Origin of the sequence: Paenibacillus thailandensis (assembly GCF_042685365.1) — a bacterium.
Classification (GTDB): Bacteria; Bacillota; Bacilli; order Paenibacillales; family Paenibacillaceae; genus Paenibacillus_AP; species Paenibacillus_AP thailandensis.
Genome location: NZ_JBHUMY010000016.1, coordinates 181,586 through 206,830, shown reverse-complemented (window position 1 = coordinate 206,830; position 25,245 = coordinate 181,586). Strand labels below are relative to the sequence as shown.

Below are 25,245 nucleotides of genomic sequence, written 5' to 3'. Positions count from 1 at the left end.
GAAAACGCACCGGCGCGGCCGAATAACGCCGGTCGGTCCGCGAAGCTCCGGCAAGGGCCGGTCCCGCGGCAGTTGTCATGCGCCGGTCAAAATCATACAATCAAGTATAGGACAATGCAACGAATATTTACCATAGCGGAAGCAAAAGTTTTGAAATCGGCAATCAAAAACGCAAAACAGACACAATGGAGAGATCATACGAATGACGGACGAACAATATGTAGAATCGCTATATAAGGAGGATGCGGAGCTGGCGGCGGTCCGTGAAGGATTGGCCGAAGCGGGCATTAAGGACGTGTCGGTGGCGGCCGGTTACGGCAGGCTGCTGACGATGCTCGTCCGGATGTCCGGTGCGAAGCGGGTATTGGAGATCGGGGCGCTTGGCGGTTACAGCGGCATCTGCATGGCCAGAGGGTTCGGTGCGGACGGCCATATTACGTCGCTGGAGCTGTCGCAGCGGAACGCGGAAATCGCCGAGCGGCATATGGCGGCGGCGGGCTTCGGCTCGCAAGTCAGCTACCGGACGGGGGACGCGAAGGAAAGCTTGAAGGCGCTGAAGGAGGAAGGGAGCCGGTTCGACTTTTTCTTTATCGACGCGGACAAGGAAGGCTATCCCGCTTATCTGGACTACGCGCTGGAGCTTGCGAACCCGGGAGCCGTCATCGTGGCGGACAACATCTTGCTGCGCGGACGCACGACCAATATGGATAAGCAAGGTCCCGCCGTGCAGGCCGTTCGTTCGTTCAACGAACGGATTGCGTCGGACGAACGTCTCGTAAGCACCGTGCTGCCGGGCTACGACGGGCTTGCGGTAGCGATTGTGAAATAAAGCTTTCTTATAGCCAAAGGAGCGGTATAAATGGCGCGCGTTTTATTTATTAATGGCGGATCGGAAGGACATATCAATCCGACGATCGGAGTTGTGCAGGAGCTTATTTCGCGTGGGGAAGAGGTCGTATACTTTTGCATAGAAGCTTTTCGGGAACGGATCGAGAAGACGGGCGCTTCCGTACGAACCTTTGACGAGCAAAAATTGATAAAAGCCTTTATCTCGGGCGGAAGAAATTACTTGCTCGAAAGAATCAACGGTCTGTTACTTACGGCAGATATTGTCGTACCAAGCGTGCTTGAACAGACCGAAGGAGAGCGCTTCGATTACATCATCCATGATTCCATGTTTGGCTGCGGACGTATGCTTGCTCACATTCTTAAGCTTCCCGCAATCAACTCTTGCACTTCTTTTGCGCAGACCGAAGCATCGTTCGATAAAACGTTGGAACAATTTTTCATTGAAGTCCCTAAAGAAATAACTGGGCCTATAAACGATAAATTTCAAAGCCTGGCGGCAACGGCGAAGGAAAAATACGGCGTGGAGATCCGTTCTCCTTACGAAGTGTTTTGTAATCCTGCACCGCTTACAATCGTTTATACGACAAGGGAGTTTCAACCTTATGGAGAAGCCTTCGACGGATCATATAAATTTGTTGGTCCATCCATCGCTTCGCGTTTAACTCGACAAAATTTCGACTTTACATCAATTAAGGGGAAAAACCCCATTTACATTTCGCTGGGTACAGTCTTTAATCAATCCATCGATTTCTACAAGCTTTGTTTTGAGGCATTTGCCAACACGGATCATACGATTGTCATGTCGGTCGGGAGTAAAACCCAAATTTCCGAATTAGGGGGAATTCCTGACAGCTTCATCGTAAAAAATTACGTTCCGCAAACCGAAGTACTGCAATATGCTAAATTGTTTATTACGCATGGCGGTATGAACAGTGCCCATGAAGGTCTCTACTACGGGGTTCCGCTAATCGTAATCCCGCAAAGCGCGGACCAGCCGATCGTTGCCGGACAAGTCGCCGATATCGGGGCAGGAATGAAATTGCAAATGCAAAGCTTGACTGCCACTCAACTGCGCGAGGCGGCAGACCATGTGTTGAGCCGCTCATCTTTCAAGAAAGCTGCCGCAATGGTTGGGGACTCCTTTCGAAAATCGGGCGGGTATCCGCAAGCTGTTGAGGAGATTTTCGAATTTAAAAGTCAACGTCATATCTAAATGCCGCCGCCAAGCAGAAAACCGGGGGAAGGCGCGGCTGCCGTTAAATCCGGCACAATTCCTTCGGGCAGGGCGGACATTCCGGTCATTGACAGATTTTGCGGAGCGCGGCCAGGCTCAAGATGACGATATGTCCTTTACGGATATCGATAATGCCTTCCTGCTTCATGCCGTTTAACATCCGGCTGACGCCCTCCCGGGTTGTCCCGATCATCTCCGCAAGCTCAACGTGCGTCAGTTTCAATTCGAGCCTGATGCCGTCCGGATCAAGCACCCCGTAACAGTTGGCGAGCCTGATCAGCGTGGAGGCCAGCGCGCCCGGCTTGCCGAAAAGAAGCAAATCGCGGAACTTCGATTCGGCCACTCGGCGGGTAAGCATCATCCAGTTCATGAATGGAACGGCGAAATCGCCATGCCGGAACAATAACGTTTGAAGCTCCTTCCACTCGATGACGCCAAAATTCGAATGCTCGATAACCTCGGCGCTGAGGCTGTGAACGGCGTCCGTGCCGCGATCCGGCTCGCAAATAAAATCGCCCGTCTGCAAAATCGATACAATGAACTGCTTCCCGTCTTCGGTTATATTTTTCAGCTTCACTTTGCCCGATCGGATATAATACACCTTCCCGACAGGATCCCCTTCCCGAAACAAAAAGCTGCCGGCCTCGGCCTCCTTCGGATACATGAGCTCCTCAAGCTAGTGCACGCGTCCGCAAAACACAAACAATCCCCTTGGCATCGCCAATTTCTTCTCCGAAGAGCAATTTGTGCTGCTTCGCGTTTACTTGGGCTGGCAGTGGCTGGAGGCGGGTTGGCATAAGCTGAACGGAGGATTCGACGCAAGTAAGTTTTTGGCGAACGCGGTGCAATACCCGGTGGCGGATAAGACGACGGAAGCTGTTTTGTTCCCGAATTACACTTATTTTCTCGAGCATGTTGTTCTGCCGAACGTAAAGCTGATTAACTTCTTTATTCCGGTCGGGGAGTTTCTGATCGGCATCGGGCTCATCGTCGGAGGTCTTACGCTTGCGGCAGCTTTCTTCGGAATGATGCTGAATTTCTTGTTCCTCTTCGCAGGGACCGTAAGCACCAATCCTTGGCTGCTGCTGCTCGGCTTCATCGTGTTTGCCGCCGGAACGAATGCGGGCCGCATCGGGCTCGACTATTACCTGCTCCCTCTGCTGCGCAGCGGATGGGCCAAGGTTACGGCGCATAAAGGCAAAGCTTTCAGGAACGGCGGCCATAAACCGCTCTTAAGGTAACGGGAAAGGACGGAATCGCGATGCTTACGCAAACAAAGACGACCTTGCTTGATTTCTACGACAGCTACGATCAATGGAAAGAAGAGCGCGAAGCGCTGCAGGAACGGCTGCGTGGATTATGCCGCTACATGCGTCTCAAGCCGGACAGAGATAAACCGAACGCTTGGAGCGAGCTGCATCTCGAATTGAGGGAGCAATTTCTCGCCTTTATGAAAGATTGGCAGCGATATATCCGTTTGGAAAGAAGCGTCATCTATCCGGTGGCTGCACGGCAGGGCGGAACGGGACAAAACGGTGCCGCATCCGTCCTGAAGGAGGACGACCGCCTGGCGGCGGAGTTTTACGAAGCGTATTTGTCGGGATGCAGGGAAGGCGCTACGGACGAAGAGGCGCTGGACCGTATGTTCCAGTCGCTCATGATCATCGCGGAGCATCTTCGGATCGAGGACGAGACGGTCGTGCCGCAAACGGAGCGGCTTATGGACGAAATCGCGTATAACGGCTCGTAGCCGTCAAATGACAGCGCAACCCTCCGTTGCCGGCGAGCGAATTCGGGCAGCCGGGTGGAACAATAAGCCGTCATCCCATCAAAAAATCCGCATTCCGAAGGTCCGGAACGCGGATTTTGAATGGCTTTAGAGGCGTGACGCAGGCTTTCGTCTCCGAAGCAGCGTCTGCCACACCCAGACCGTTCCGCCCGAAAGGGATGCGGCCGACAAGACGAACAGCCCTTGGATGCCGACAGGCCCGGACAACGCGCCGCCGACGATCGGTCCGACCATATTGCCCAGCGCAAGCGTACTGGAGTTGAAGCTGTAGGCTCGTCCCACCATGCTGTCCGGCGTATATTTCCGGATCAAGGCGTTGACCGTCGGGTTCAGCCCGCCTAAGAAAATGCCGAGGGCAAAGCGCGACAGGAGCAGCTGCCATACGGTATGCGACAACGCTTGAGGCACGAAGCATACCGCCGCTCCGACCAGCGAAACGCCGAGTATTCTCTCCGAGCCGACCCGGTCGCTCAGCTTGCCGAGCAGGGGGGAAGCGATCATGTTGGAGAGGCCGGTCGCCGAGCTGACCATGCCGGCCCAAAGCGCCAAGTTGGCCGTCGTTCCGTGAAGCTCCTGCACGAACAGCGGGATGAGCGTCATCGGGCTCATCATCGCGAATTGGATCAAAAACGTGACGGCGTACAGCGGCATCAAGCCAGGTATTTTCGCCAGCTTAAGCAGCCCTTCGCGGACGCTGTCCTGCTCCGCTTTCGCCGCGGCCGACCGGTTGAACGGATCTTTGACGACCCACAGCGCAAGCAGCGAGGCGGCGAACATTAACGAACCCGTCAAATAAAAAATCGGCCGGTAGCCGATCGTGTCGGCAAGAAGTCCGCCGATGAGGGGCCCGAGAATCGTGCCGGCAATGCCGCCGGATTGGAGCGTGCCCATGGCGAAGCCCGTTTTGTTTTTGGGCGTCGTTGCCGACACGAGCGAGACCGAAGCGGGATTGAACCCCGAGATCGTGCCGTTCAGCATGCGCAGCAGCAGCAAGTGCCACGGCGTCGTCGCGAAGCCCATCAGCGCCATGACGACGGCCATGCCGAAGCCGGAGCGGAGCAGCATCACCTTGCGGCCGTAACGGTCGGCGTACTTGCCCCATATCGGCTGGAAAATAAACGAGGTGACGAAGTTTCCCGCGAAAATAATGCCCGCCCATACGCCGATTTCATGCGGGTCGGTCAATCCCAGATCGAATTGCAGGTAAAGCGACATAAAGGGCAAAATCATGGTCATGCCCGCATTGACCAGAAATTGCCCGAACCATAAGACGATTAGATTAATTTTCCACTGTTCCATACAAGCTAGTATACCATACCCGGTCCAGCGGCAAACGTGGGCGGAAAAGCGCCTGACGGAGAGAAGGGGGCCGGTTTGGCCGACGCTGTCCGCTTATTTCCCCGAATACGGCCGGACAGACGTGTTGTCGCCGAACGGAGGATGTGATATTGCAGCATCGTGTATAATCGCTGTGCGATAGGTTCCGATCCGGCCTCAATAAACCATGAAACCTTCATGGTTTCTTCATGCAACCGTACATCGTTTGTCATAGTATTGTCATAGGAACGGCAACGGCGCCGGTTGTTAGGAAAAATGAAAACGGGCATAATGGGATAGAGACCACAATTTAGAAATGGGGGAACGGCAATGGGCTACAACGACCGTTTCATCCGGGCAAGCCGGAAGGAACACGTCGATCGCGTGCCGGTATGGTACATGCGGCAGGCGGGAAGGTACGATCCGGAATACCGTAAAATAAAAGAGAAATATTCGTTGCTAGAAATATGCAAGCAGCCGGAGCTGGCGGCCGAAGTTACGATGATGCCGGTCCGGAAGCTTGGCGTGGACGCAGCTATTTTATATTCCGATATTATGAATCCGGTCGCTTCGATCGGCGTAGATTTCGATATTGTCGCCAACGTCGGTCCCGTCATCCACAATCCGATCCGCACGGCGGCGGACGTGGAGCGGCTGAAGCCGATCGACGTCGAAGGCGATCTGGGCCATGTGCTGGAGACGATCCGGATCTTGGACCGGGAGCTTGAGGTGCCTCTGATTACATTCGCGGGGGCGCCGTTTACGATTGCAAGCTATTTAATAGAAGGCAAGCCTTCCAAGACCTATTTAAAAACGAAGGCGCTTATGTACGGCGAGCCCGCCGTATGGCATAAGCTCATGGACAAGCTGGGCGATATGGTCATCGCTTACTTGCGCGCCCATATGGCTGCCGGCGGCAAAGCGTTCCAGCTGTTCGACAGCTGGGTCGGAGCGCTCGCGCCGCATGATTTCCGCGAGTTTGTGCTGCCGGTGATCAAGCGGATTTTCGCCGAATTGTCCGATTTGCCGCAGCCGAAAATTTATTTTCCGGGCGTCAGCTCCGGCGAGCTGCTTCCCGAGCTTACCGATCTGAAAGCCGACGTGATCGGAGTCGATTGGCGCGTGTCGCTTCCGGAAGCAAGACGCCGCCTTGGCGGCAAGTTTGCGGTTCAAGGCAATTTGGACCCGGTCGTGCTTACGGCGCCGGAACGCGTTATCGAGAAGCATGCGAAGGACATTATCGACCAAGGGCTTGAGCAGCCCGGATTCGTGTTTAACTTGGGGCACGGACTCTTTCCCGAAGCATCCCTGGACAAACTGAAGCATTTGACGGATTTCATACATCATTATTCGCTGCAAGCCATCGAGGCAAGAGATGGGAAGGAGGACGTCAGTCATGTCTCAATCTAACGATAAAATCGGCGTGCTCGTCATGTCTTACGGCACCCCGAAAAGCATGGACGACATTGAATCGTATTATACGCATATTCGCAGAGGGAACCCGCCTACGCCGGAGCTGCTTGCCGAACTGAAAGGGCGTTACGAAGCGATCGTCGGCGGCGTTTTCCCGCTTAGGGAAAACACGGACGGTCAGGTTGCGGGGCTGCAGGATAAGCTCGAGCAGCTTGCCCCCGGCAAATTCGTATGCTACCAAGGCTTAAAGCATGCCAGCCCGTATATCGAAGACGGGGTGGAAGCCATGGCTGCGGACGGCATCAAGCGTGCGGTCGGCATCGTGCTTGCGCCGCATTATTCCTCGATGAGCGTCGGCGGCTATTTAAAACGGGCCAAGGCGAAAGCGGAAGAGCGCGGCATTGAGCTTGCCGGCGTCGAGTCGTATCATTTGCATCCGAAGCTGATCGAAGCGTTGACGGAGCGGGTTCGGAACGGACTGGCCAAGCTGGACCGGACATCGGGCGGAGCGACGCCGGTGAAGGTGCTGTTCAGCGCGCATAGTCTTCCGGCCAAAATCAACGAGCTCGGCGACCCGTACGAACGCCAGCTGTTGGAAACGTCCGAAGCGGTTGCAGGCCGGGCAGGCGTAAAGGATTGGCAGTTCACCTGGCAAAGCGCCGGCCGTACGAAGGAGCCTTGGCTTGGGCCGGATATACTGGAAACGCTCGAGAAGCTGAGCGCGGAAGGATACAAGGGCGTTCTTGTCGCTCCGGTCGGATTCGTATCCGACCATCTGGAAGTGTTGTACGATCTGGATATCGAGGCCAAGCAGGCCGCAGCCGATCTGGGCATGGCGCTGGAGCGCATCGAGATGCTGAACCGCGATCCGCTCTACATGGAGACGTTGGCCGAATCCGTCGAAGAAGCGGCGGCAACGTTAAAGGCATAAAGAACAAAATAAAAGTCCGGCGCGAGCGACTCGGGATTGCCCGAAGTAGCGAATGCCGGACTTTTCTTTTTTTGCGTTTCTCGTCTATTAATCTTTCACAGGCCGCTGCAAGATTGCTATAATGGAACAGATCGTTAGGCTCAAACGAGGAAGAGAGAAGGTTCAACTTCGCGCAGAAAGGGGAGCCATTTCAGCATGACCGTGACGCGTTCCGAAATACATAGACGGGAAAAGGCCAAACGCAAGAAACGTTTGCGCCGTTTAACGGCGATTAATCTATTGATGCTAGGCTTGCTGGCGGTGCTTATCGCCGTATGGCTTACGATGGACGAATCGCCTTCAGCCAGCGGCGGGGAAACGGCGATGCAGTCGGCGGAGCCGTCGGCCGATCCGTCGGCCGATCCGTCTCCGTCAGCCGATCCGTCGGCCGATCCGGAAGCTTCGGCAGCCGGAGGTGATGAAGATCAGCCGGCGGGAAGCGAATCGGAAACTCCGGAGGAAACGCCCGGGAGCGATGCGAACGGGAACGATACGGGCAGAGAACCGGCCGCATCGGACAATCCGTCCGCCGGCGGCGCCAATGCGGGAGAGGGCGGGAAAACGGCTCATCTCGCGTTTGTCGGCGATATTTTGCTTGGGGCTTCGGTCGGGGACATGATCGCCGAGCACGGATACGATTATCCGTACAAGGAATCGAAGCTTTACTTAAGCGATCCCGACATTATGGCGGGCAATTTGGAATATCCGGTGACGGAGCGGGGGATCCCTGCCGAGAACAAAACATATGTGTTTAAAGGATCGCCGGATGCCTTGCCCGCGCTTCGCGATTCCGGAATCGACATCGTCAGCCTTGCCAATAACCATACGCTTGACCAGGGGGTCGAAGGCTTACTCGATACGATGGATCATCTTGACGAAGCGGGCATCCGTCATATGGGAGCCGGAAACGACGATACGGAAGCGTTCGCTCCCGCGATAATGCAGGCGAACGGTTTAAAGGTCGCCTATATCGGCTTAAGCCGCGTCGTGCCGGATGTGTCCTGGAAGGCGGACAAAAACCAGGCCGGCGTAGCCGAAACGTACGATACGACAAGAGCGGTGGCCGCAATTCAAAACGCCTCGGAGCAAGCCGACATCGTTGTCGTGATGGTCCATTGGGGCGAGGAACGTTCCGACGAGCCGCTGCCGTACCAGCGCGACTTCGCCAAGCAATATATCGACGCCGGAGCCGATCTTGTGATCGGCAGCCATCCCCATGTGCTGCAAGGCTTTGAGACGTATAAAGGAAAATGGATCGCATACAGTTTAGGAAACTTTATTTTTAGCGCTTATCCGAAGGGCAAGACGGGTGAAACGGGCGTGCTGGACGCGGTTTGCACGAAAAACGGCGATTGCGATTTGAAGTTTTATCCGATGTCCGGAGACAAAGCGCAGCCGAAGCCGATGGAGCAGCCGGATGCCGAAGCGCTGCTGGCGCGGCTGACATCGATATCGTATGGCGCGAAAGCGCGCAAGGACGGGACTTTGGAAGCCGAGTAACTTAAGAGGAGGGAGCATACGATGAGAAATCCGTGCGTCGCGCATCGCGGGTGGTCGGGCCGAGCCCCGGAGAATACGCTGGCGGCGATTAATCTTGCGCTTGAAGATCCCGGGATTGAATGGATCGAGATCGACGTCCAGCTGTCCAAGGATCAAGTTCCGGTCGTTATTCACGATTATACGCTGCGCAGAACGACGAACGGCAAAGGCGAAGTCAAGGATTGGACGGCGGCGGAGCTGGCGTCGCTTGACGCGGGCAGCTGGTTCTCGCGCATATACCGCGGCGAGCCGATTCCGACGCTGAAGCAGGTATTGGAAGCCGTTCGCGGGAAGCGCAAGCTGAACATCGAGCTGAAGACGGAAGGCGTCAAATATCCGCAGCTGGAGCGTTATGCGCTGGACCTTATTTTTTCGTACGGAATGGAGAACGAGGTCGTGGTCACTTCGTTTCATGCGGGTGCGCTTCACGCCTTGCGCAAGCTGACCGACCGGGTAAGAACGGGGCTTATCGTGGACAGGTGGCGTTCAACGCTGCCGCAGGAGCTTCGGGAGCTCGGAGCGGATTTCCTGTCGCTCGCCTACACGAAGCTGAACGGAACGAGGGCGGCATTGCTGCGGCAGCATGGCATTCAGACGCTGGCTTGGACGATCGACGACGCGGCGGCGATCCGAAAGGTCGCGGCGCTTGACCCGGACATTCTCATCTGTACGAATCATCCGGATCGATGGCGGGAAGCGATGGCGACTCTGTGATCCGTTGAAAGGAGCGAATAGCGGTGGTTGGCATAATCGACATATGGGTACTTCGGCTGCTCGCGGGCCTTGTCAGCAGCGGCCTGATCGCGGCGGCAGCTTACCGGCATCGTTCCTTGTCGGCTTCGGGAGCATGGTCGGCCGTCATTATGGGGACCGGCTTTGTGACGTTGGGCGAGCCGGTCTGGTTCGCGCTGCTGATCGTCTTTTTTGTTACTTCTTCGGCATTGTCGAAGTACAAGCGCGGTCACCGCGTAAAAGCCGAAGCGGAAGCCGGCTATGAGAAGTCGGGCCGCCGCGACGCGGGACAAGTATGGGCCAACGGCGGAGCGGGGCTGCTGCTGTGCGCGGCCGACGCGGCCTATCCGCACGCCGGCTGGCTGTACGCCTATATCGGCGTGATGGCCGCCGTCAACGCGGATACATGGGCGACGGAGCTTGGCGCTTTAAGCCGCTCCGTGCCGCGGCTTGTGACGACCGGCCGCCGCGTACGGCCGGGCACGAGCGGCGCCGTGACGCCGCTCGGCAGCCTGGCGGCGCTCTCCGGCGCCGCTTTGATCGGCGCCGCCGCCGCGCTGCTGGCGCCGTCGGGCGGTGCGGCGCTTATCGGCCTCGGCGCCGTCGCCGGCCTGGCCGGCTGCTTCGCCGATTCGCTGCTCGGCGCGACCGGCCAGGCCATGTTCCGCTGCCCGGTCTGCGGCAGCGAAACGGAGCGGGCCGTCCATTGCGGGACGGCGGCTGAGCGCGTGCGCGGCTTTGCCTGGATGAACAACGACAGGGTGAACCTGCTGTCGTCGCTTATCGCCGGCCTGCTCGGCTGGGCGCTAGGATCGTTGCTGTATTGATAACCATAAGCAATCATGAGCCGCCATCATCGTTTAACATGGCGGTTTTTTAATTGATGCAGGGGGGCGTTTAACATACAACAGGTACAAGACCGTATCGTATGGAAGGACTGGCACGCCATTATGGTTGCCGTCACCTTTTCGGTCCCGTTTGCCGTCGTCAATTTCCGGGTATTTGTATTAAGCAATGCCCCGGGTCTTTTTCAAATTTGCGCTTCGGCTTTGTACGTTTGTTTATGGTTTATATGCCCGTATCTCATGAGCAGAAACCGGATCCAATCCGCTGCTGCCGCGTCATGGTATTGGCTTGGGGGAGCGGCGTTATTTTCGATAGCCTATTACGGGGAGCTTTTTTATCTATTCATTCCGATTGCATTGCTATTAGCGGCCCCTTTGTACGGATTAACGTATTTCATCGATGCGTCGAACGATCTTGAACAGACATTGATTTGTATCGGAATCGCTTACGCCGCCAGCTTGGCGGGCTGGTACGCCGGGCGAATGGGCAAGCGGCCTAAAGCCAAAGTGAGAGAATAAAATTGGCGGCCATTTAAATTAACGGAAAGGTGCTGTCCTGCGATGGCGATCAGACTTTATGGCCGAGACGATTTCCATAAATGCGTGAATACGTTTATCGGCGTATTTAATCAAGAGCCGTGGAATGACGAGTGGTCGGAAGCAAGCGCGGAACAATACTTGCGGGATTATACGGATACGCCCGGGTTTATGGGCGTCGTCGCCGAAGAGGCGGGAGAGATTTACGGTTTTATTTTCGGCTGCCGGAAGCGATGGTGGAGCGGGGAAGAGTTTTACGTTCATGAAATGTGCGTAAGCAAAGCGAAGCAAAACGCAGGGATTGGCTCCAATTTGCTGACTTTTTTGGAAAAGCGGCTTCAAGCGGGCGGTGCCGCAAGAATTACATTGTTGACGGATAAAGGCATTCCGGCCGAAGCGTTTTATAAGAAAAACGGCTTTGTCCAGGTCGAAAGGCTGATCTTCCTAAGCAAAAAAATATAAAGTCCGGCTTCTCGATGCCGCAAAGACTTGTAATTTCTTATATAACGATAACGATAAACGAAAAACAACCGCCGGGAGCTTGCGCCCGGTGGTTGTTCGTTGCGATACTCACTTCGTCAATTGCTCCATTTGCTCGATCAGGCTTTCGAACACGCTCATCGCTTGCTCGATCGGCTCCGGACTGGACATGTCGACTCCTGCTTTTTTCAAAATATTGATCGAGAAGTCGCTGCCGCCGCTTTTCAGGAAGCCGAGGTAACGCTCGACGGCCGGTGCGCCTTCCTCCAATATTTGCTTCGAGAAGCTTGTCGCCGCCGAAAAGCCGGTCGCGTATTTGTACACATAGAAGCTCGTATAGAAATGGGGAATGCGCGCCCATTCCATTTCGATCTCCTTGTCGCTGACGACGCCCGGACCGTAATAAAGCTTGTTCAGGTCGTAATAAATTTTGCTGAGCTCTTGCGGGGTAAGCGATTCGCCTTGCTCCGTCCGCTCGTGGATGATTTTTTCGAATTCGGCAAACATCGTTTGGCGGAACACGGTCGTCCGGAACTGGTCGGCGTAATAGGTGAGCAGGTACATTTTTTCCTTCGGATCCGTCGATTTGCCCAGCAAATAATCCATCAGCAGCGCTTCGTTCAGCGTGGACGCCACCTCGGCAAGGAAAATCGTATATTGGGCGTCGCGATAAGGTTGATGTTGGTCCGAATAATACGAATGAAGAGCATGGCCCATCTCGTGCGCAAGCGTAAACATGCTGTTCAGATTATCCTTATGGTTGAGCAGAACGTACGGATGCGTGCCGTAAGCGCCCCAGCTGTATGCGCCGCTGCGCTTGCCTTCGTTCTCGTAAACGTCGATCCAGCCGCCGTCGAAGCCTTCCTGCAGCACGTTCAAATAGTCTTCGCCAAGCGGCTTCAGGCTTTCCTTGACGATCGCCTTCGCTTCGTCGTACGTAATCTTCATATCGAATTGCTCGACCAGCGGCGCGAACAGATCGTACATATGAAGCTCGTCGACGCCGAGCAGCTTTTTCCTCAGCTCCATATACCGGTACATGAGCGGCAAATGCTTGTGAATCGTATCGATCAGGTTCGTGTACACCGATTCCGGAATATTGTCGCCGTAAAGCGACATGTTCAGCACCGACGGGTACTTGCGGGCTTTGGCGTAAAAGACGTTTTTGGCAATGTTGGCGGTAAGCGTTGCGCCGACCGTGTTTTTCAGCTTGCCGTACGTTTCGTATACCGCTTTGAACGCACTCTGCCGGACGTCGCGGTTTTTGCTTTCGAGAAACTGTATGTAGGTGCCGTGGGTAAGCTCGACTTCTTCGCCGTTTTCGTTTTTGATCTTCGGGAATTTGAGGTCGGCGTTATTGAGCAGATTGAACACCGTGCTGGGGGCCGAGCTGATATTGCCGACCTGGGCAAGCAGCGCTTCTTCGTTTTTGGACAAAACGTGGGCTTTCTGGCGGCGCATTTCCTCCAGCGTATGGCGGTACTTCGCAAGGCTCGGATCGTTGATGTACGCCTCCAGCTTGCTGTCGGGAAGCGCCAGCACTTCCGGCGTAATGTAGGACAACGCTTCGCCCGTTTCGACGCTCAGCTTCTTCGATTTCTCCGCCAGCGCCTGAAATTCCGGCTCCGCCGTATCCTCGTGGTGCTTCATGTTCGCGTAGACGTAGAGACGCTCAACGTGAAGCGACAGTTCGTCCTCGAGCTCGAAGGCGGCTTTGAGCTGCGCCGCGTCGCCAAGCTTGCCTTCGAAGGAAGACGCCTTCTTGATCAGCGCTTTGGCATCATTGTATTCCTGATTCCAAGCTTCCTGGCTTGTAAACAGATGCTCCAGCTTCCAGCGGGTTTCGGGGGCGGTTTCGGATCGTTTCTGCAATTGGCTCATCGTAATCCTCCTCGGTATGTTGTGAGATAGAGCGGCCAGCGATGAGATCGGCTCCTGAGGCCGCGAAGCAGCCGCGGAGCCGGGAATCAGCGACATGGCTATCAATAGGGGAAGCCATTTCATAGAACGCACCTCGCGAACGCAGAATTGCCGTTATTATGTCCGGTCGGCGCAGGTTCTATGTCAGGTTCCCATATTCAAAAAGCTATAAACAATGAGAAAAAACGCGAACGCGATAAGCGCGATCGACACGATCGCCAGCCCGCGCTTGATGCGCGGCGGCAACGAATCACGGCTCATGACAACGACGCCGCCTAAAGCGAAGGCCGCAATTATAAATATGATCGTTGCGGTAAAGTCCATGCCCCAATTGTCTCCCCTTCCGGCCTCGTCATGCTCCGGCATGCCGTTTCCTTTTGTTTCGCCGCGGAAAGCGCCAATCCTTCCGAAGCTTCGCGGGCAAATCTTTTATATCGATTTGAGTGCGGTCAATATTTGCTCCCGCTCCTCGTCGGAACCGTCAAAGGCCTCCGCTCTGAAACGGTTTTCGGCCCAATGGATCATTTCCGGCCTGCTGACAAACGTATGGCATTCTTCGCCCCACTGATCGGAAATTTCGCGGACGATCAACGTTTTGCCCTGCACCTCGACCGTCAGCATATTGTATTTGTCCCGTTTGTAAATCGTATGCTTCTTGAACATCGGATTGCTCCACCTTTCCTGCGGGCCGCCGGATGAACGGCGGCTTTGCTATCCTTTCATCATAAATATTCAGGGGCTGGAAATCAACTGAAACTGATGGTAGGATATAGGCAATCCGTTATCCGCTTTGTTATCCCGGCGGTGCGGACGGCGCGAATAAGGCTTGCGCAGCAGAGCCGAGTGAAGTCGAGAAGAGAAGAGGAGAGTGGGTAATAATGTCAGCCCAAAAGCACTACGAACAGATTGGCGTTGCGATGACATGCCGGTCCTACGAGGAGTACGTGCGGATGTTCGATCTGCAGGAGGAAGAGCTTTCGGCCGGCCCGATCCTGGATATCGCCGCGGGCGGCTCGTCGTTTACCGCGGAAGTGGCGGCGTGGGGCGAGGCTTATGCGGCAGATCCCCGTTACGGCAATAAGCTGGATGATTGGGTACGGGAGGCGGCCGAGGAGATTGAAGTATCGACATCCAAACTGGAGCAGTTAACGGACGTATACGATTGGAGCTACTATGGCGATCCTGTCCGCCATCGGGAAAGACGGCTGCGGTCGCTGGCCGAGTTTGAGGCGCATATTCGCTCGCGGGATGGCCGAAGCCGTTACGTTGAAGGCAGCCTGCCGCAGCTTCCTTTTGAAGCTGGCCGGTTTTCGCTCGTGTTGTGCAGCCATTTTTTGTTTTTGTACAGCGAACAGTTCGACGAACGATTCCATATCGAATCAGTTTTGGAAATGATGCGGCTGTGCAGGCCGGGCGGCTTTGTCAAAATTTACCCGATCGTATCGTTTCGCACGGAGCCGTATCCGGGTATGGAAAAGCTGCTCAAGACGATCATTCAGGCGGGAGGCAAGCCGGAGTTCATGTTGTCGCGCCTTCCCTTTATCCCGGGATCGCTGCATTATTTGCGAATTGCGATTTGATTGCTTTTTCCATTTTATAAAGGTATAATGGAGACACTCGCCGGTTCAATCGGCGGTCATTTTTAGGAGGTTGTTCATTTGAAAGGAACAGTTAAATGGTTTAACGCAGAGAAAGGCTACGGCTTTATCCAAGTCGAGAACGGAGACGACGTGTTCGTGCATTTCTCCGCGATCCAAGGCGAAGGCTTCAAATCCCTGGACGAAGGTCAAGAAGTAGAGTTCGATATCACAGAAGGCAACCGCGGTCCGCAAGCGGCTAACGTTGTTAAATTATAATATTTGACAATCTTCTTGTGGCACAACGAAAAGGCTTCCGGTATAACCGGAAGCTTTTTTTTCGCGTTTTTCGCGTTGGTGGGGAGCCTTTAGTGCACTCGCCGCGCAAAGTAATGCCGCAGCAGGAACGAAGCCGAGGCGGCTACGGCAAGGATCGCCCCGAGCCGGAAGAACGCTTCCCGGCCGAAATGCTCATAGTAAATTCCGCCGAACGTGCCGCTGACGGCTCCCGCGAGACCTAGCCAGATGACGGTAAAGACCGCTTGGCCGGAGGCGCGGTACTCGTCCGGAATAATTTGCGATATATATCTTAGAGCCGTGGAAAAGAATATGCCGAATGTAACGCTGTGCATCAGCTGGGTTGCAATGACCCAGCGCGGATCGTCGATCGTCCCGTTGATCCAGAAGCGGATGCCGTACATAAGGGCCGCTATGGCGAGCAGAGGCAGCTCCTTGAACTTGTGCCCGTATTTGCCGAGCAGGAACAAGATCGGGATTTCGCTCGCTGCCGACGCCAGCCAAGCCAGACCGATCAACGATTCGCTGGCTCCCATCTGGCGCATGCTGACCGCAAGAAACCCTTCGTACATCCGATGCGGGATGGATACGAGAAAGATAATGCTGAAAAAAAGCACCACATTGCGGTTCCGGATCACCTTAAAGAAACCGGAAAAATCCATTTTGGCCGAGCCCGCCCGGTAATCCTTCAGCAGAAACGCAAAAATAAGCGTAATCGAAACCGTGCATAAGGCGAGCGGCAGCGTCCAGTCCGTTCCGGCAGCTTTGAGCAGCAGCCCGAGGAAATAAGCAGACAACGCGAATCCGAGCGAGCCGAATATGCGGATAAGGGCGTACGGCGTGTTCGTATACTGGCTGGAGAGCAATATCAGGCTGTCCGTCAGCGGATTGATCGGCGTTTGGAAAAAATAAAAGGCTGCCATCACCAGGCAGACGACCGCAAAATGCTGTACCGGAAACAAGGCGGCGATCATGGCCAGCTGCCCGAACAACAGAAGGATCAGCAGCTTTTTGATGGTGCGGAACCGGTCGCTTGCGAGTCCCGTAATCAGGTTGGCCGCGATGGATATGATCGGACCCGTCGAATAAAGCAGGCCGATCTGCTGTTCGGAATAGCCGTTGTCGAGAAAATAAAGCGGTATAAAAGAAGTGACGACGGCTTGCGTGGCGTAAGCCGCAAAGGTGAAGCCGCGCAGGCGGAACGTTTCGCCTTTGGCAGGGGCTTCGGTTGAAACAGAAGTCGATAAATCCATGAATGTAAACATCTCCGTCTTCTAGTCATTCGCTTGCAATCCACAGTATAGCACGAAAACGGGAAGCAATCGGATCTTCCTCAAAAAAATCTTCATCCTAAATCAAGCCGAGCGCTCTTGACTTATCGGATATAGGAATATATTATCAATAAGCCTATATAATGTATGGTTTCGGCTTTGCAGGTCTCCTTAAGGAAAATGCAGAACGAAAAGAGCAAACAAAGAGGCGCGGTCAACCTCATTATTATAGATAGAAGGAAACGACAGAAAAGGAGAGAAAACATGACTACAACTGCATCGGAACGGCCGTTTACGGTCCGTTCCTTATTGGGGCCGCTAATGGCCGTCGTACTGGGGATGATTATGGTCATTCTCGACAGTACGGTCGTTAACGTCGCCCTTCCGACGCTCGTCGACTATTTCCGGACGACGGAGACGGTCATGCAATGGAGCATAACCGCCTATACGCTCGCGTTGTCCGCCGTTATTCCGCTCGCGGGCTGGGTGATCGACCGTTTCGGGGCGAAACGGGTGTTTCTGGTCACGATCGGCCTTTTTACGATCGGATCGGTCTTATGCTCGCTGGCGCAAACGCCGGAGCAGCTTATCGTTTACCGCGTTATTCAAGGGCTTGGCGGCGGCATGGTGTCGCCGATCGGCATGGCGATCGTGTTCCGTCTGGCTCCTCCCGGGAAAACCGGAGCGGTTATGGGAACGCTTGGCATCCCGATGATGCTTGGACCCGCGTCGGGGCCGATTTTGTCCGGATGGCTCGTCGAATACGTGTCCTGGCATTGGATCTTTCTGATCAATCTCCCGATCGGCATTATCGCCATATTGGTCGGGCTTAAGTATTTGCCCAACCTGGAGAGGAAAGAAGTGCCCGCCCTCGATTTCCTCGGCATGTTTCTCGCTCCCGTTGCGTTCGCGATGCTCGCTTACGGGGTGAACGAGGGTGGAACGGATTGGAGCTCGCCGCGCACGATTACCGGTCTTGCGGTAGGCGGAGCGGCGCTGCTCGTGTTTATTGCGGTGGAGCTGCGCCACCGGCAGCCGCTGCTGGAGCTTCGCGCATTCGGCTCCACCGATTTTACGAGGGGGATCCTCGCATCCTGGCTGATGCAGATCGCGTTGTTCGGCTCGTTCCTGTTTATCCCGCTTTATTTGCAGTACATTAAACAATACGGGCCGCTCGAATCCGGTCTTATTCTGCTGCCGCAAGTTTTCGCTTCCGGCATTCTCATGCCCATAAGCGGCAGGCTCTACGACAAGCTGGGGGCCCGTCCGCTTGTCATGACGGGGCTCGCCGTCATAGCAGCCGGATTGTATTTGTTCTCGCGGGTTGGTCCTGACACGCCGTTAGGGTACATTCTCGTTTCGTTATTCGTATTGGGAGCCGGCATGGGAATGTCGATGATGCCGTTAAATACGCATGTGCTTCAGGCTGCGCCGCGCCATCTGGTTAATCGCGTCACGCCGCTTACGACGGCCGCGCAGCAGGTGATGGTGTCGTTTGCCGTCGCGGGATTAACCGGGTACTGGACGTCGCGGCAAACCGATTATATGGCCGAGCCGGGGACCGTTCCGGGTGCGGCGATGGCCGAGGCGTTCGGCGATACGTTCCTGCTGGCGGCTTGCATCGCGGCGGCCGGATTTCTGCTCGCACTCACTTTGCGCAAGCCGAAGCAAAAGGCGGAGCCGAATCCGGAAGGCACGAACGAAGGGGCTTCGGAGGATGCGAATCCTTCGATGATGATGGGGCACTGACATGAGGCGGGCCGGCGGTTTGTTCCGTCGGCCTGTTTTTTTTACACAGCGGAGACGGCTCCGTTTCCGGCCGGAAACCTTCATCGCGTGAAGACGCTGGATTAATGCCGAGCGAAATGGTACATTAATGAATGAAGGCCGACTTTTTCTTGAAAGGCCGGCAGGAAGGAGGTGCATGGATTTGAGGGCTGCAGCGATGTACGGACATCAAGTTCCGCAAAATCCTTTGAAACTCATGTACCGCGTTTACAGGTACATTCTGCCGGAGGTGGAGAAGGAGCTGGCCGGGCTTCGCAAGCTTGCCGAGAACATACCCGATCCGGAGCTTAAGACGCAAGCGCTTGACAGCATGGCGAGCAAAAAGTTTCATTGCCAAGGCGGCTGCGTATACGCAGCGGCCAATTTGCGGCAGCGCCACGCTCTTATTCCGCTTATCGTCGCCTTTCAGACGATCAGCGACTATTTGGATAACTTGTGCGACCGAAGCACTTCGCTTGACGCGGACGATTTCCGGCTGCTGCATCAATCGATGCTCGACGCCGTGAATCCCGATGCGGAGCCGAAAGATTATTACGCGCTTCGCAGCGAACGCGACGACGGAGGTTACTTGCATCATTTGGTCCGAACGTGCCAGCGGAACGCGGCTCGTCTGCCTTCGTACCGGAGCGTGCAAGGATACGTGACGGAACTGGTAAGCTTGTACGGCGATCTGCAGGTGTACAAGCATATCCGCCACGACTTGCGGGAGCAGCAGCTCCTTGCCTGGTGGCGGAAGTTTGGCGACCGGTATCCCGACTTGCACTGGAACGAGTTTGCCGCCGCCAGCGGCTCGACGCTCGGCATGTTCATGCTTTTTCTCGCAGCGAGTGGAGACGGCTTATCGCCATCCGACGCCGCCGTGATTAAAGATATTTATTTTCCGCATGTATGCGGCCTTCACATTTTGCTTGATTATTTGATCGATCAGGAGGAGGACCGTCAAGGCGGCGATTTGAACTTCTGCCATTTTTACGAAAGCGACAAGCTCTTGGTCGAACGGATGTCGACCATCGTGAAACGGGCCAAGGAGGACGTCAGCACGCTTCCGGGCGCGAGCTTTCACCGGCTTATCATCGAAGGTCTGCTTGCTCTCTATCTGTCGGATCCCAAAGTTCGAACTCAGACAGGCGTCAGGAACGTAACCCGCAAGCTGATGAAGCGAAGTCCGCTAGCGCGTATATTTTTTCTGGTGAACAGCGTCTGGATACGAAGACAGCAGGCTTGACATAACATTTTGACTATATGATATGGGGGAATGGTACATGTCAGCAGTGAAATCGATTGCCGTGTTAACAAGTGGAGGAGACTCGCAAGGGATGAACGCGGCCGTTCGGGCCGTCGTCAGAAGCGCGTTGTATTTTGATATAGAAGTATACGGCGTACAGCGGGGTTACCAAGGTTTGCTGAACGACGATCTTCGTCCGATGGATCTGCGGAGCGTAGGCGATATTTTGCAACGCGGCGGAACCGTGCTTCAGACCGCGCGCTGCAAAGAGTTCCTGACGGCGGAAGGGCAGCAGAGGGGAGCCGATGTTCTTCGTTCGCGAGGCATCGACGGACTTGTCGTCATCGGCGGCGACGGTTCTTATCAAGGGGCGAACAAGCTCAGCAAGCTGGGCATTAAAACGATGGGCTTGCCGGGCACGATCGACAACGACATTCCGTTCACGGATTCGACGATCGGCTTCGATACGGCCGTGAGCATCGTCGTAGACGCCATCAACAAAATCCGCGACACGATGAGCTCGCACGAACGCGCTTCGGTCGTTGAGGTTATGGGGCGGCATTGCGGTGACATTGCGCTGTATGCGGGACTGGCGAGCGGCGCGGAAACCATTATCGTGCCGGAGGTTCCTTATGATATGAAGGAAGTTGCCAACCGGATGAAGTCCAATTTCGCCAAAGGCAAGCGGCACAGCATCGTCGTCGTGGCGGAAGGAGCGGCGAAAGGCGTTGACGTGGCCCGCGAAATTACGAACAGCTGCGGGTTGGAGCCGCATGTTACCGTCTTGGGGCACATTCAGCGGGGCGGGGCTCCGACGGCCGCCGACCGCATTCTGGCGAGCCAGCTGGGCGACTTTGCCGTACATCAGCTCATGGCCGGCGAATCGGCCAAAGCATGCGGCATCATCAGCGGCAAGCTTGTCGCAACGGACATCGACACGGTCGTCAATTCGAAGAAACCGTTCAACATGGATTTGTACGAACTCGCGATTCGTTTGTCCCAATAATCGCATAAGGCGCGGGTTAAACGCGAACGCCAGAGCTTCCGGAAAGCTCTGGCGTTTTTTTGCACTCTTACAACGTTTGAAAGCGGCTTTCCCGCAAAAATCCGCTTCCCGGCCGGACGCGTTAACGGCGCGCGCACCTTGCGGCCAAGAAACGGCTTAATTCGTTTCTAAGGGGAAGAATCGGCGAATGAGTACTTGTTTGCTGCGTTCCAAATTAAATATTCCTTGACGCCCGAATCGTTTAACGCTTTGATTTGCGCTTCGACTTGCTTTTTGCCGTACGGAATATAGCGGCCCTCGCCGAGCCAGTTTGCCGTAAAGTCTTGGAGCCACGGCCGGACGACCGGCTTTCGCCCGCCGGCCGTGGCAAGCTTCTCGAGCGTATCCTCGATCGCCCCTTTGACGGTATGGTACGGGTTTTTGTCAGGATCGTCCAATCCGAACCAGCCCGACCCGTAATGACTCGGATAAATCATCGGCGAGATAACATGAACGTCGCTCGAAATTTTGGCAAAATCCTGGCCGATGCTTTCGGCAGCCGGAACGGAAGCGGCGTAGCCGAATATGTCGACGGATACCCTTACGCCAAGCGGTTCCAGCTGCTCTCTTGCATATTTGACGAATCCGGCGATCGTATCGACCCGGGATTGTTCCGTTTTGTCATAGGTCAAAGAGCCGGCTCTCTGTTCGACCCCTTCCGGGAAACGGACATAATCGAACTGGATCTCCTTAAAGCCAAGCCGCGCCGCTTCTTTGGCGACCGCAACGTTGTATTTCCACACTTCCTCGCGGTACGGATTGACGAAGCTTTCGCCTTTGTTGTTTTTCCATAGCGTTCCGTCCTCGTAAAGGAAGGACAGCTCGGGATGCTTATGCGCCATTACCGTATCTTTGAATACGACGATCCGGGCGATCGGGTAAATCCGGTGCTGCGACAGAAGCCGCATCAAACGGTCGATATCGCCGATATAGTTTTGCGGCGTGCCGTATTCGAGCAGCTCCGGCGTCTCCGTGGCATATGTAATATAACCGTTGTCGTCCTTGACGTCGATGACCATGGCGTTCAGCTCCGTATCGTCGACGAGCTTCAGCAGCGAAGGGAAGCGCTCGCTTCCGGCGGAATAGGCCGACACATACACGCCTTTGACTTCCGGCGCATCCGGCTGCGGATCGGCTTTGGCCGGCGCGTCCGCCGCTACTCCGTTCAAGCCTGCGATTTCGATCGCCGGCTGCACAATTTGATGCCCCGCTGCCGCATTCAAGTACGCGCCGGCAACCCGGGCAGGGGTTATGTCTTGCTCTCCGCTCCCGCCCGTCAAGCCGTACCACAGCAGAAGTGAAGACAGGATTACATCCATCGCGCTCTCTCCCCGTAAGCTTTTCGTACAGAAAATTATAAAGCAGAACGAGGCGATCCGCATCTTTTTTCGGTTTGTCGCAGGCGGATACGACTGCGTCGTCCTTGCCGCAGCGAACCGTTTCGGCGAAAAATAGAAGGCGATGAAAGAGCAAAATACAAAAAGCCTGCCGGCATATAAGCCGGCAGGCGCCTTAAGCTTAAATCGCGCTCCTTCATTGCAGACAAGCGTTTCGTTGCTGCTCCAGAATGCTCTGCTGCACGATTTCCATAGCGTCTCGAGGCTCCAGAACGGAAAGTCCGTCCCGCAGCACGATGCGGATGTCAAGTTCCCTTGCCGTCAGGAAGGGGCTAAGCTCGGGGGCGAGTTTCTCCACAATCTGGGACAGCTTTACAGTTTCCATATCCACTCGTCATCACCCTTTCCATGAAAGTTCGAAGATCGAATTTCAGGGCAAAACTTTATGGCTAGAAACGTGGAACGACGGGATACTCACAGTATAGCAGGAACGGATGTAAAAAAATAGGGATATCCGGCAATTTCAATCGTTTGACCGATGAAAATCGCCGATTATGCCAATCGTTTCGACGATCGAAACGAAAGCTTTCGGATCGATGGACAATATCATTTTGCGCAAATCCGCCAGTTCGTATTTCGTTCTGACGGTCATGAGCATGTCCTTCTCCTCCTTCGAATAAGCGCCGCGCGTTTTCAGGACGGTAACCCCCCGCCGGTGCTTCAGCAGCTTCTCGAGCATTTCCTCCGTTTTATTCGTAATGATGAAAGCGGTAATTTTAACGTGCCGGACATGAACGATGTCCACGACTTTGCCGGCCGTATAAATGGAGAGAAGGGAATACAACGCCAAATTCCAGTCGTTTTTGAAGAAGACAAGGGAAAGAATAACGATTCCGTTAAGCAAAAAAATTAGCATCCCGACGGGCAAGTCGCGCCGTTTGCTGACGATGGAGGCGATAATGTCGAAGCCGCCGGACGAGCCGCCGTAACGAAGGGACAATCCTGTGCCGAAGCCGAGAATAATGCCGCCGAAGACGGAGCCGAGCACGATATCGTCCGTTACGCTGCGGATCGGCAGCAGCTGCATGAACAGCGAAGAGGCCGCGACGTTTAAAATGCTGAGCGCGATAAACCGCCGCCCGAGCAGAAACCATCCCCAGACGAGAACGGGGATATTTAAAATCAAATAGAGCCAGCCTATATTTGTGCCCGTTATGTAGCCGATCATCATTGCGATGCCGGACAGCCCGCCGCTAAGCAGTTCGTGCGGGATCAGAAACAAATTGAAGGCAACGGCGATCAGAAGCGAGCCGATCAATACGAGCAAGCTGGAACCCGCCGTTTGCAGCAACCTTTTTTTCACGCTTGATCATCCTTCCGCTAGCGCCAAAGTCGGGGAGCCCCGCCGGAGCAAACCATCCTTTAGTATGGCTTTTAACCGTTTGCTGGTATTCGTCCCTCCGAGTGTGCTATAATGGTTTGGATATTTTCAAGTAGGCTGCAGATAGAAGGAGTATGAGAAAGATTTGAAAACATTTGCTGAATTTGGCCTGGAACCGAAAGTGTTGCAGGCGATTACGGAGCTTGGTTTCGAGGAGTCGACCCCAATCCAAGACAAATCCATTCCAATAGCTTTGACAGGAAGCGATCTGATCGGTCAAGCCCAGACGGGTACGGGCAAAACCGCCGCGTTCGGCATTCCGTTGATTAACAAGATCCCGGTTACGGAGGACAAAATCGTTGCGCTCATTATGACGCCGACACGCGAGCTTGCGATCCAGGTGGCCGAGGAAATCGGAAAACTGACGAAATTCAAAGGGCTTCGCTCCTTGCCGATTTACGGGGGACAAGAGATCGGACGCCAAATTCGCGCGCTGAAGAAACGGCCGCAGATTATTATCGGCACCCCGGGACGGCTGCTTGACCACATTAACCGCAAGACGATCCGCCTTGAAGACGTGAAGACGGTCGTGCTGGACGAAGCGGACGAAATGCTGGATATGGGCTTCATGGAAGATATTCAAACGATTCTGAGCCAGGTGCCGGAAGACCGGCAAACGATGCTGTTCTCGGCTACGATGCCGCCGAATATCCAGAAGCTGGCGCAGCAATTCCTGAAAAATCCGGAGCACGTATCGGTTATTCCGAAGCAGGTAAGCGCGCCGACGATTGCCCAATCGTACATCGAAGTGCATGAACGCCAGAAATTCGATGCGCTCTGCCGTCTTCTCGACATGGAGTCTCCGGAGCTTGCGATTATTTTCGGCCGCACGAAGCGCCGCGTAGACGAGCTTAGCGAAGCGCTGCAGAAGCGCGGCTACTCCGCCGACGGCCTGCACGGCGACCTGTCGCAAAATCAGCGCGACAACGTGATGCGCAAGTTCCGCGACGGCAGCATCGACGTGCTCGTAGCGACGGACGTTGCAGCGCGCGGTCTGGACGTTTCGGGCGTAAGCCACGTTATTAACTTCGACCTTCCGCAAGATCCGGAAAGCTATGTACACCGCATCGGCCGTACGGGACGCGCCGGCAAGGAAGGCACGGCATGGTCGTTCGTTACGCCTCGCGAGGTCGATCATCTGCATTTCATCGAGAAGGTGACCCGCCACAAAATTACGCGCAAGCCGCTGCCAAGCATCGCGGAGGCGATTGAAGGCAAGCAGCGCGTAACGGCCGAGAAAATTCTGGATACGATCCAGGACGACAATTTCAACGAATATAAAGGCATCGCCATCCAGCTTCTGGAGCAATACGATTCCGTTCATCTGCTTGCGGCAGCCATCAAGCTGCTAACCGGCGAGAAGAAGGACGTAGCGATCGAGCTTACGCCGGAGGATCCGATCCGCGCCAAAAAACGCAGACCGGACATCCGCTCGAACGGTCGCCGCTTCTCCGGCAGCTCGTACGGCGGCAACCGCGGCGGCGGAGGCTATCGCGGCGGACGCGACGACAAGCGCGGCGGCGGATACCGCGGCGGCCAGGACGGCAGAAGCCGCGACGGCTTCAAAAACCGTGATTACCGGGGCGGCGAACGCCGTTCGGGCAAGCCGTCGGCCGACTACGCCAACCAAGAGTAGGGC

Annotated in this window: 26 protein-coding genes; 17 read left to right on the top strand and 9 right to left on the bottom strand. The window is 55.2% G+C overall.

Annotated elements, in window-relative coordinates; genetic code table 11:
• Positions 1–202: 202 nt before the first annotated feature.
• Both ACFSW5_RS15940 and ACFSW5_RS15935 read left to right on the top strand, forming a co-directional pair.
• Entirely contained in the window at positions 203–829 is a 627-nt protein-coding gene (locus ACFSW5_RS15940; RefSeq protein WP_379274977.1) for an O-methyltransferase, read from the top strand.
• 30 nt (positions 830–859) lie between these two features.
• Positions 860–2,062 (top strand): macrolide family glycosyltransferase, encoded by a 1,203-nt coding sequence (locus ACFSW5_RS15935; protein WP_379274975.1) that lies wholly within the window; start codon positions 860–862, stop codon positions 2,060–2,062.
• Positions 2,063–2,147: 85 nt separating this feature from the next.
• On the opposite strand, the gene ACFSW5_RS15930 is transcribed toward ACFSW5_RS15935, so the two are convergent.
• Positions 2,148–2,747 carry a Crp/Fnr family transcriptional regulator gene (locus ACFSW5_RS15930; protein ID WP_379274973.1) on the bottom strand — a complete coding sequence of 200 codons (600 nt, stop codon included), beginning with the start codon at positions 2,745–2,747 and terminating at the stop codon, positions 2,148–2,150.
• An 82-nt stretch (positions 2,748–2,829) separates the two neighbouring features.
• Between ACFSW5_RS15930 and ACFSW5_RS15925 the strand changes: the two genes are divergently transcribed.
• Both ACFSW5_RS15925 and ACFSW5_RS15920 read left to right on the top strand, forming a co-directional pair.
• The gene (locus tag ACFSW5_RS15925) at positions 2,830–3,324 is read left to right on the top strand and encodes a DoxX family membrane protein (protein WP_379274971.1); all 495 of its coding nucleotides are present in this window, start codon (positions 2,830–2,832) and stop codon (positions 3,322–3,324) included.
• Between the two features lie 20 nt (positions 3,325–3,344).
• Positions 3,345–3,833 (top strand): hemerythrin domain-containing protein, encoded by a 489-nt coding sequence (locus ACFSW5_RS15920; RefSeq protein ID WP_379274969.1) that lies wholly within the window; start codon positions 3,345–3,347, stop codon positions 3,831–3,833.
• Positions 3,834–3,959: 126 nt separating this feature from the next.
• Here the strand turns inward: ACFSW5_RS15920 and ACFSW5_RS15915 are convergent, their stop codons facing one another.
• Positions 3,960–5,171: an MFS transporter gene (locus tag ACFSW5_RS15915; RefSeq protein WP_379274965.1), complete on the bottom strand. Its 1,212-nt coding sequence runs from the start codon at positions 5,169–5,171 to the stop codon at positions 3,960–3,962.
• Between the two features lie 348 nt (positions 5,172–5,519).
• Here ACFSW5_RS15915 and hemE point away from each other — a divergent pair, with 348 nt between their 5' ends.
• The 7 genes from hemE to ACFSW5_RS15880 all read left to right on the top strand — a co-directional run bounded on the left by hemE (position 5,520) and on the right by ACFSW5_RS15880 (position 11,687).
• A complete protein-coding gene (gene hemE, locus ACFSW5_RS15910) occupies positions 5,520–6,599 on the top strand; it encodes a uroporphyrinogen decarboxylase (RefSeq protein WP_379274963.1) in 1,080 nt (359 codons plus the stop codon).
• The gene (gene hemH, locus ACFSW5_RS15905; protein ID WP_379274960.1) at positions 6,586–7,533 is read left to right on the top strand and encodes a ferrochelatase; all 948 of its coding nucleotides are present in this window, start codon (positions 6,586–6,588) and stop codon (positions 7,531–7,533) included. Before hemE ends, hemH begins: the two co-directional genes overlap by 14 nt.
• 195 nt (positions 7,534–7,728) lie before the next feature.
• Positions 7,729–9,072, top strand: coding sequence for a CapA family protein (locus ACFSW5_RS15900; RefSeq protein ID WP_379274957.1), 1,344 nt, complete (start codon positions 7,729–7,731; stop codon positions 9,070–9,072).
• A 21-nt stretch (positions 9,073–9,093) separates the two neighbouring features.
• Positions 9,094–9,825: a glycerophosphodiester phosphodiesterase gene (locus ACFSW5_RS15895; RefSeq protein ID WP_379274955.1), complete on the top strand. Its 732-nt coding sequence runs from the start codon at positions 9,094–9,096 to the stop codon at positions 9,823–9,825.
• 23 nt (positions 9,826–9,848) lie between these two features.
• Positions 9,849–10,670, top strand: coding sequence for a DUF92 domain-containing protein (locus tag ACFSW5_RS15890; protein WP_379274953.1), 822 nt, complete (start codon positions 9,849–9,851; stop codon positions 10,668–10,670).
• Positions 10,671–10,928: 258 nt separating this feature from the next.
• Positions 10,929–11,207 carry a hypothetical protein gene (locus tag ACFSW5_RS15885; RefSeq protein WP_379274951.1) on the top strand — a complete coding sequence of 93 codons (279 nt, stop codon included), beginning with the start codon at positions 10,929–10,931 and terminating at the stop codon, positions 11,205–11,207.
• 42 nt (positions 11,208–11,249) lie between these two features.
• The gene (locus tag ACFSW5_RS15880) at positions 11,250–11,687 is read left to right on the top strand and encodes a GNAT family N-acetyltransferase (RefSeq protein ID WP_379274949.1); all 438 of its coding nucleotides are present in this window, start codon (positions 11,250–11,252) and stop codon (positions 11,685–11,687) included.
• Between the two features lie 108 nt (positions 11,688–11,795).
• On the opposite strand, the gene pepF is transcribed toward ACFSW5_RS15880, so the two are convergent.
• The 3 genes from pepF to ACFSW5_RS15865 all read right to left on the bottom strand — a co-directional run bounded on the left by pepF (position 11,796) and on the right by ACFSW5_RS15865 (position 14,288).
• Complete coding sequence (pepF, locus tag ACFSW5_RS15875) at positions 11,796–13,586, bottom strand: oligoendopeptidase F (protein ID WP_379274946.1); 1,791 nt, start codon at positions 13,584–13,586, stop codon at positions 11,796–11,798.
• A 183-nt stretch (positions 13,587–13,769) separates the two neighbouring features.
• A complete protein-coding gene (locus ACFSW5_RS15870; RefSeq protein WP_379274944.1) occupies positions 13,770–13,949 on the bottom strand; it encodes a hypothetical protein in 180 nt (59 codons plus the stop codon).
• Between the two features lie 105 nt (positions 13,950–14,054).
• The gene (locus ACFSW5_RS15865; RefSeq protein ID WP_379274942.1) at positions 14,055–14,288 is read right to left on the bottom strand and encodes a hypothetical protein; all 234 of its coding nucleotides are present in this window, start codon (positions 14,286–14,288) and stop codon (positions 14,055–14,057) included.
• Between the two features lie 215 nt (positions 14,289–14,503).
• Between ACFSW5_RS15865 and ACFSW5_RS15860 the strand changes: the two genes are divergently transcribed.
• Both ACFSW5_RS15860 and ACFSW5_RS15855 read left to right on the top strand, forming a co-directional pair.
• The gene (locus ACFSW5_RS15860) at positions 14,504–15,205 is read left to right on the top strand and encodes a class I SAM-dependent methyltransferase (protein WP_379274940.1); all 702 of its coding nucleotides are present in this window, start codon (positions 14,504–14,506) and stop codon (positions 15,203–15,205) included.
• Between the two features lie 78 nt (positions 15,206–15,283).
• Complete coding sequence (locus ACFSW5_RS15855) at positions 15,284–15,481, top strand: cold shock domain-containing protein (RefSeq protein ID WP_129439977.1); 198 nt, start codon at positions 15,284–15,286, stop codon at positions 15,479–15,481.
• Between the two features lie 89 nt (positions 15,482–15,570).
• On the opposite strand, the gene ACFSW5_RS15850 is transcribed toward ACFSW5_RS15855, so the two are convergent.
• Positions 15,571–16,752, bottom strand: coding sequence for an MFS transporter (locus ACFSW5_RS15850; RefSeq protein WP_379274937.1), 1,182 nt, complete (start codon positions 16,750–16,752; stop codon positions 15,571–15,573).
• A 282-nt stretch (positions 16,753–17,034) separates the two neighbouring features.
• Here ACFSW5_RS15850 and ACFSW5_RS15845 point away from each other — a divergent pair, with 282 nt between their 5' ends.
• From ACFSW5_RS15845 to pfkA, 3 genes are all read left to right on the top strand, one after another.
• Complete coding sequence (locus tag ACFSW5_RS15845) at positions 17,035–18,519, top strand: DHA2 family efflux MFS transporter permease subunit (RefSeq protein ID WP_379274935.1); 1,485 nt, start codon at positions 17,035–17,037, stop codon at positions 18,517–18,519.
• A gap of 196 nt (positions 18,520–18,715) precedes the next feature.
• On the top strand, positions 18,716–19,783 hold the full coding sequence (locus tag ACFSW5_RS15840) for a tetraprenyl-beta-curcumene synthase family protein (protein WP_379275191.1): 1,068 nt from the start codon (positions 18,716–18,718) through the stop codon (positions 19,781–19,783).
• Positions 19,784–19,820: 37 nt separating this feature from the next.
• Entirely contained in the window at positions 19,821–20,789 is a 969-nt protein-coding gene (pfkA, locus tag ACFSW5_RS15835) for a 6-phosphofructokinase (RefSeq protein ID WP_379274932.1), read from the top strand.
• Positions 20,790–20,956: 167 nt separating this feature from the next.
• On the opposite strand, the gene ACFSW5_RS15830 is transcribed toward pfkA, so the two are convergent.
• From ACFSW5_RS15830 to ACFSW5_RS15820, 3 genes are all read right to left on the bottom strand, one after another.
• Positions 20,957–22,147: a putative glycoside hydrolase gene (locus ACFSW5_RS15830; protein WP_379274930.1), complete on the bottom strand. Its 1,191-nt coding sequence runs from the start codon at positions 22,145–22,147 to the stop codon at positions 20,957–20,959.
• A gap of 214 nt (positions 22,148–22,361) precedes the next feature.
• Positions 22,362–22,550: a hypothetical protein gene (locus ACFSW5_RS15825; RefSeq protein ID WP_379275189.1), complete on the bottom strand. Its 189-nt coding sequence runs from the start codon at positions 22,548–22,550 to the stop codon at positions 22,362–22,364.
• A 138-nt stretch (positions 22,551–22,688) separates the two neighbouring features.
• On the bottom strand, positions 22,689–23,528 hold the full coding sequence (locus ACFSW5_RS15820) for a YitT family protein (RefSeq protein WP_379274928.1): 840 nt from the start codon (positions 23,526–23,528) through the stop codon (positions 22,689–22,691).
• A gap of 163 nt (positions 23,529–23,691) precedes the next feature.
• Between ACFSW5_RS15820 and ACFSW5_RS15815 the strand changes: the two genes are divergently transcribed.
• Complete coding sequence (locus ACFSW5_RS15815) at positions 23,692–25,242, top strand: DEAD/DEAH box helicase (RefSeq protein ID WP_379274926.1); 1,551 nt, start codon at positions 23,692–23,694, stop codon at positions 25,240–25,242.
• The last annotated feature ends 3 nt before the right edge of the window (positions 25,243–25,245 follow it).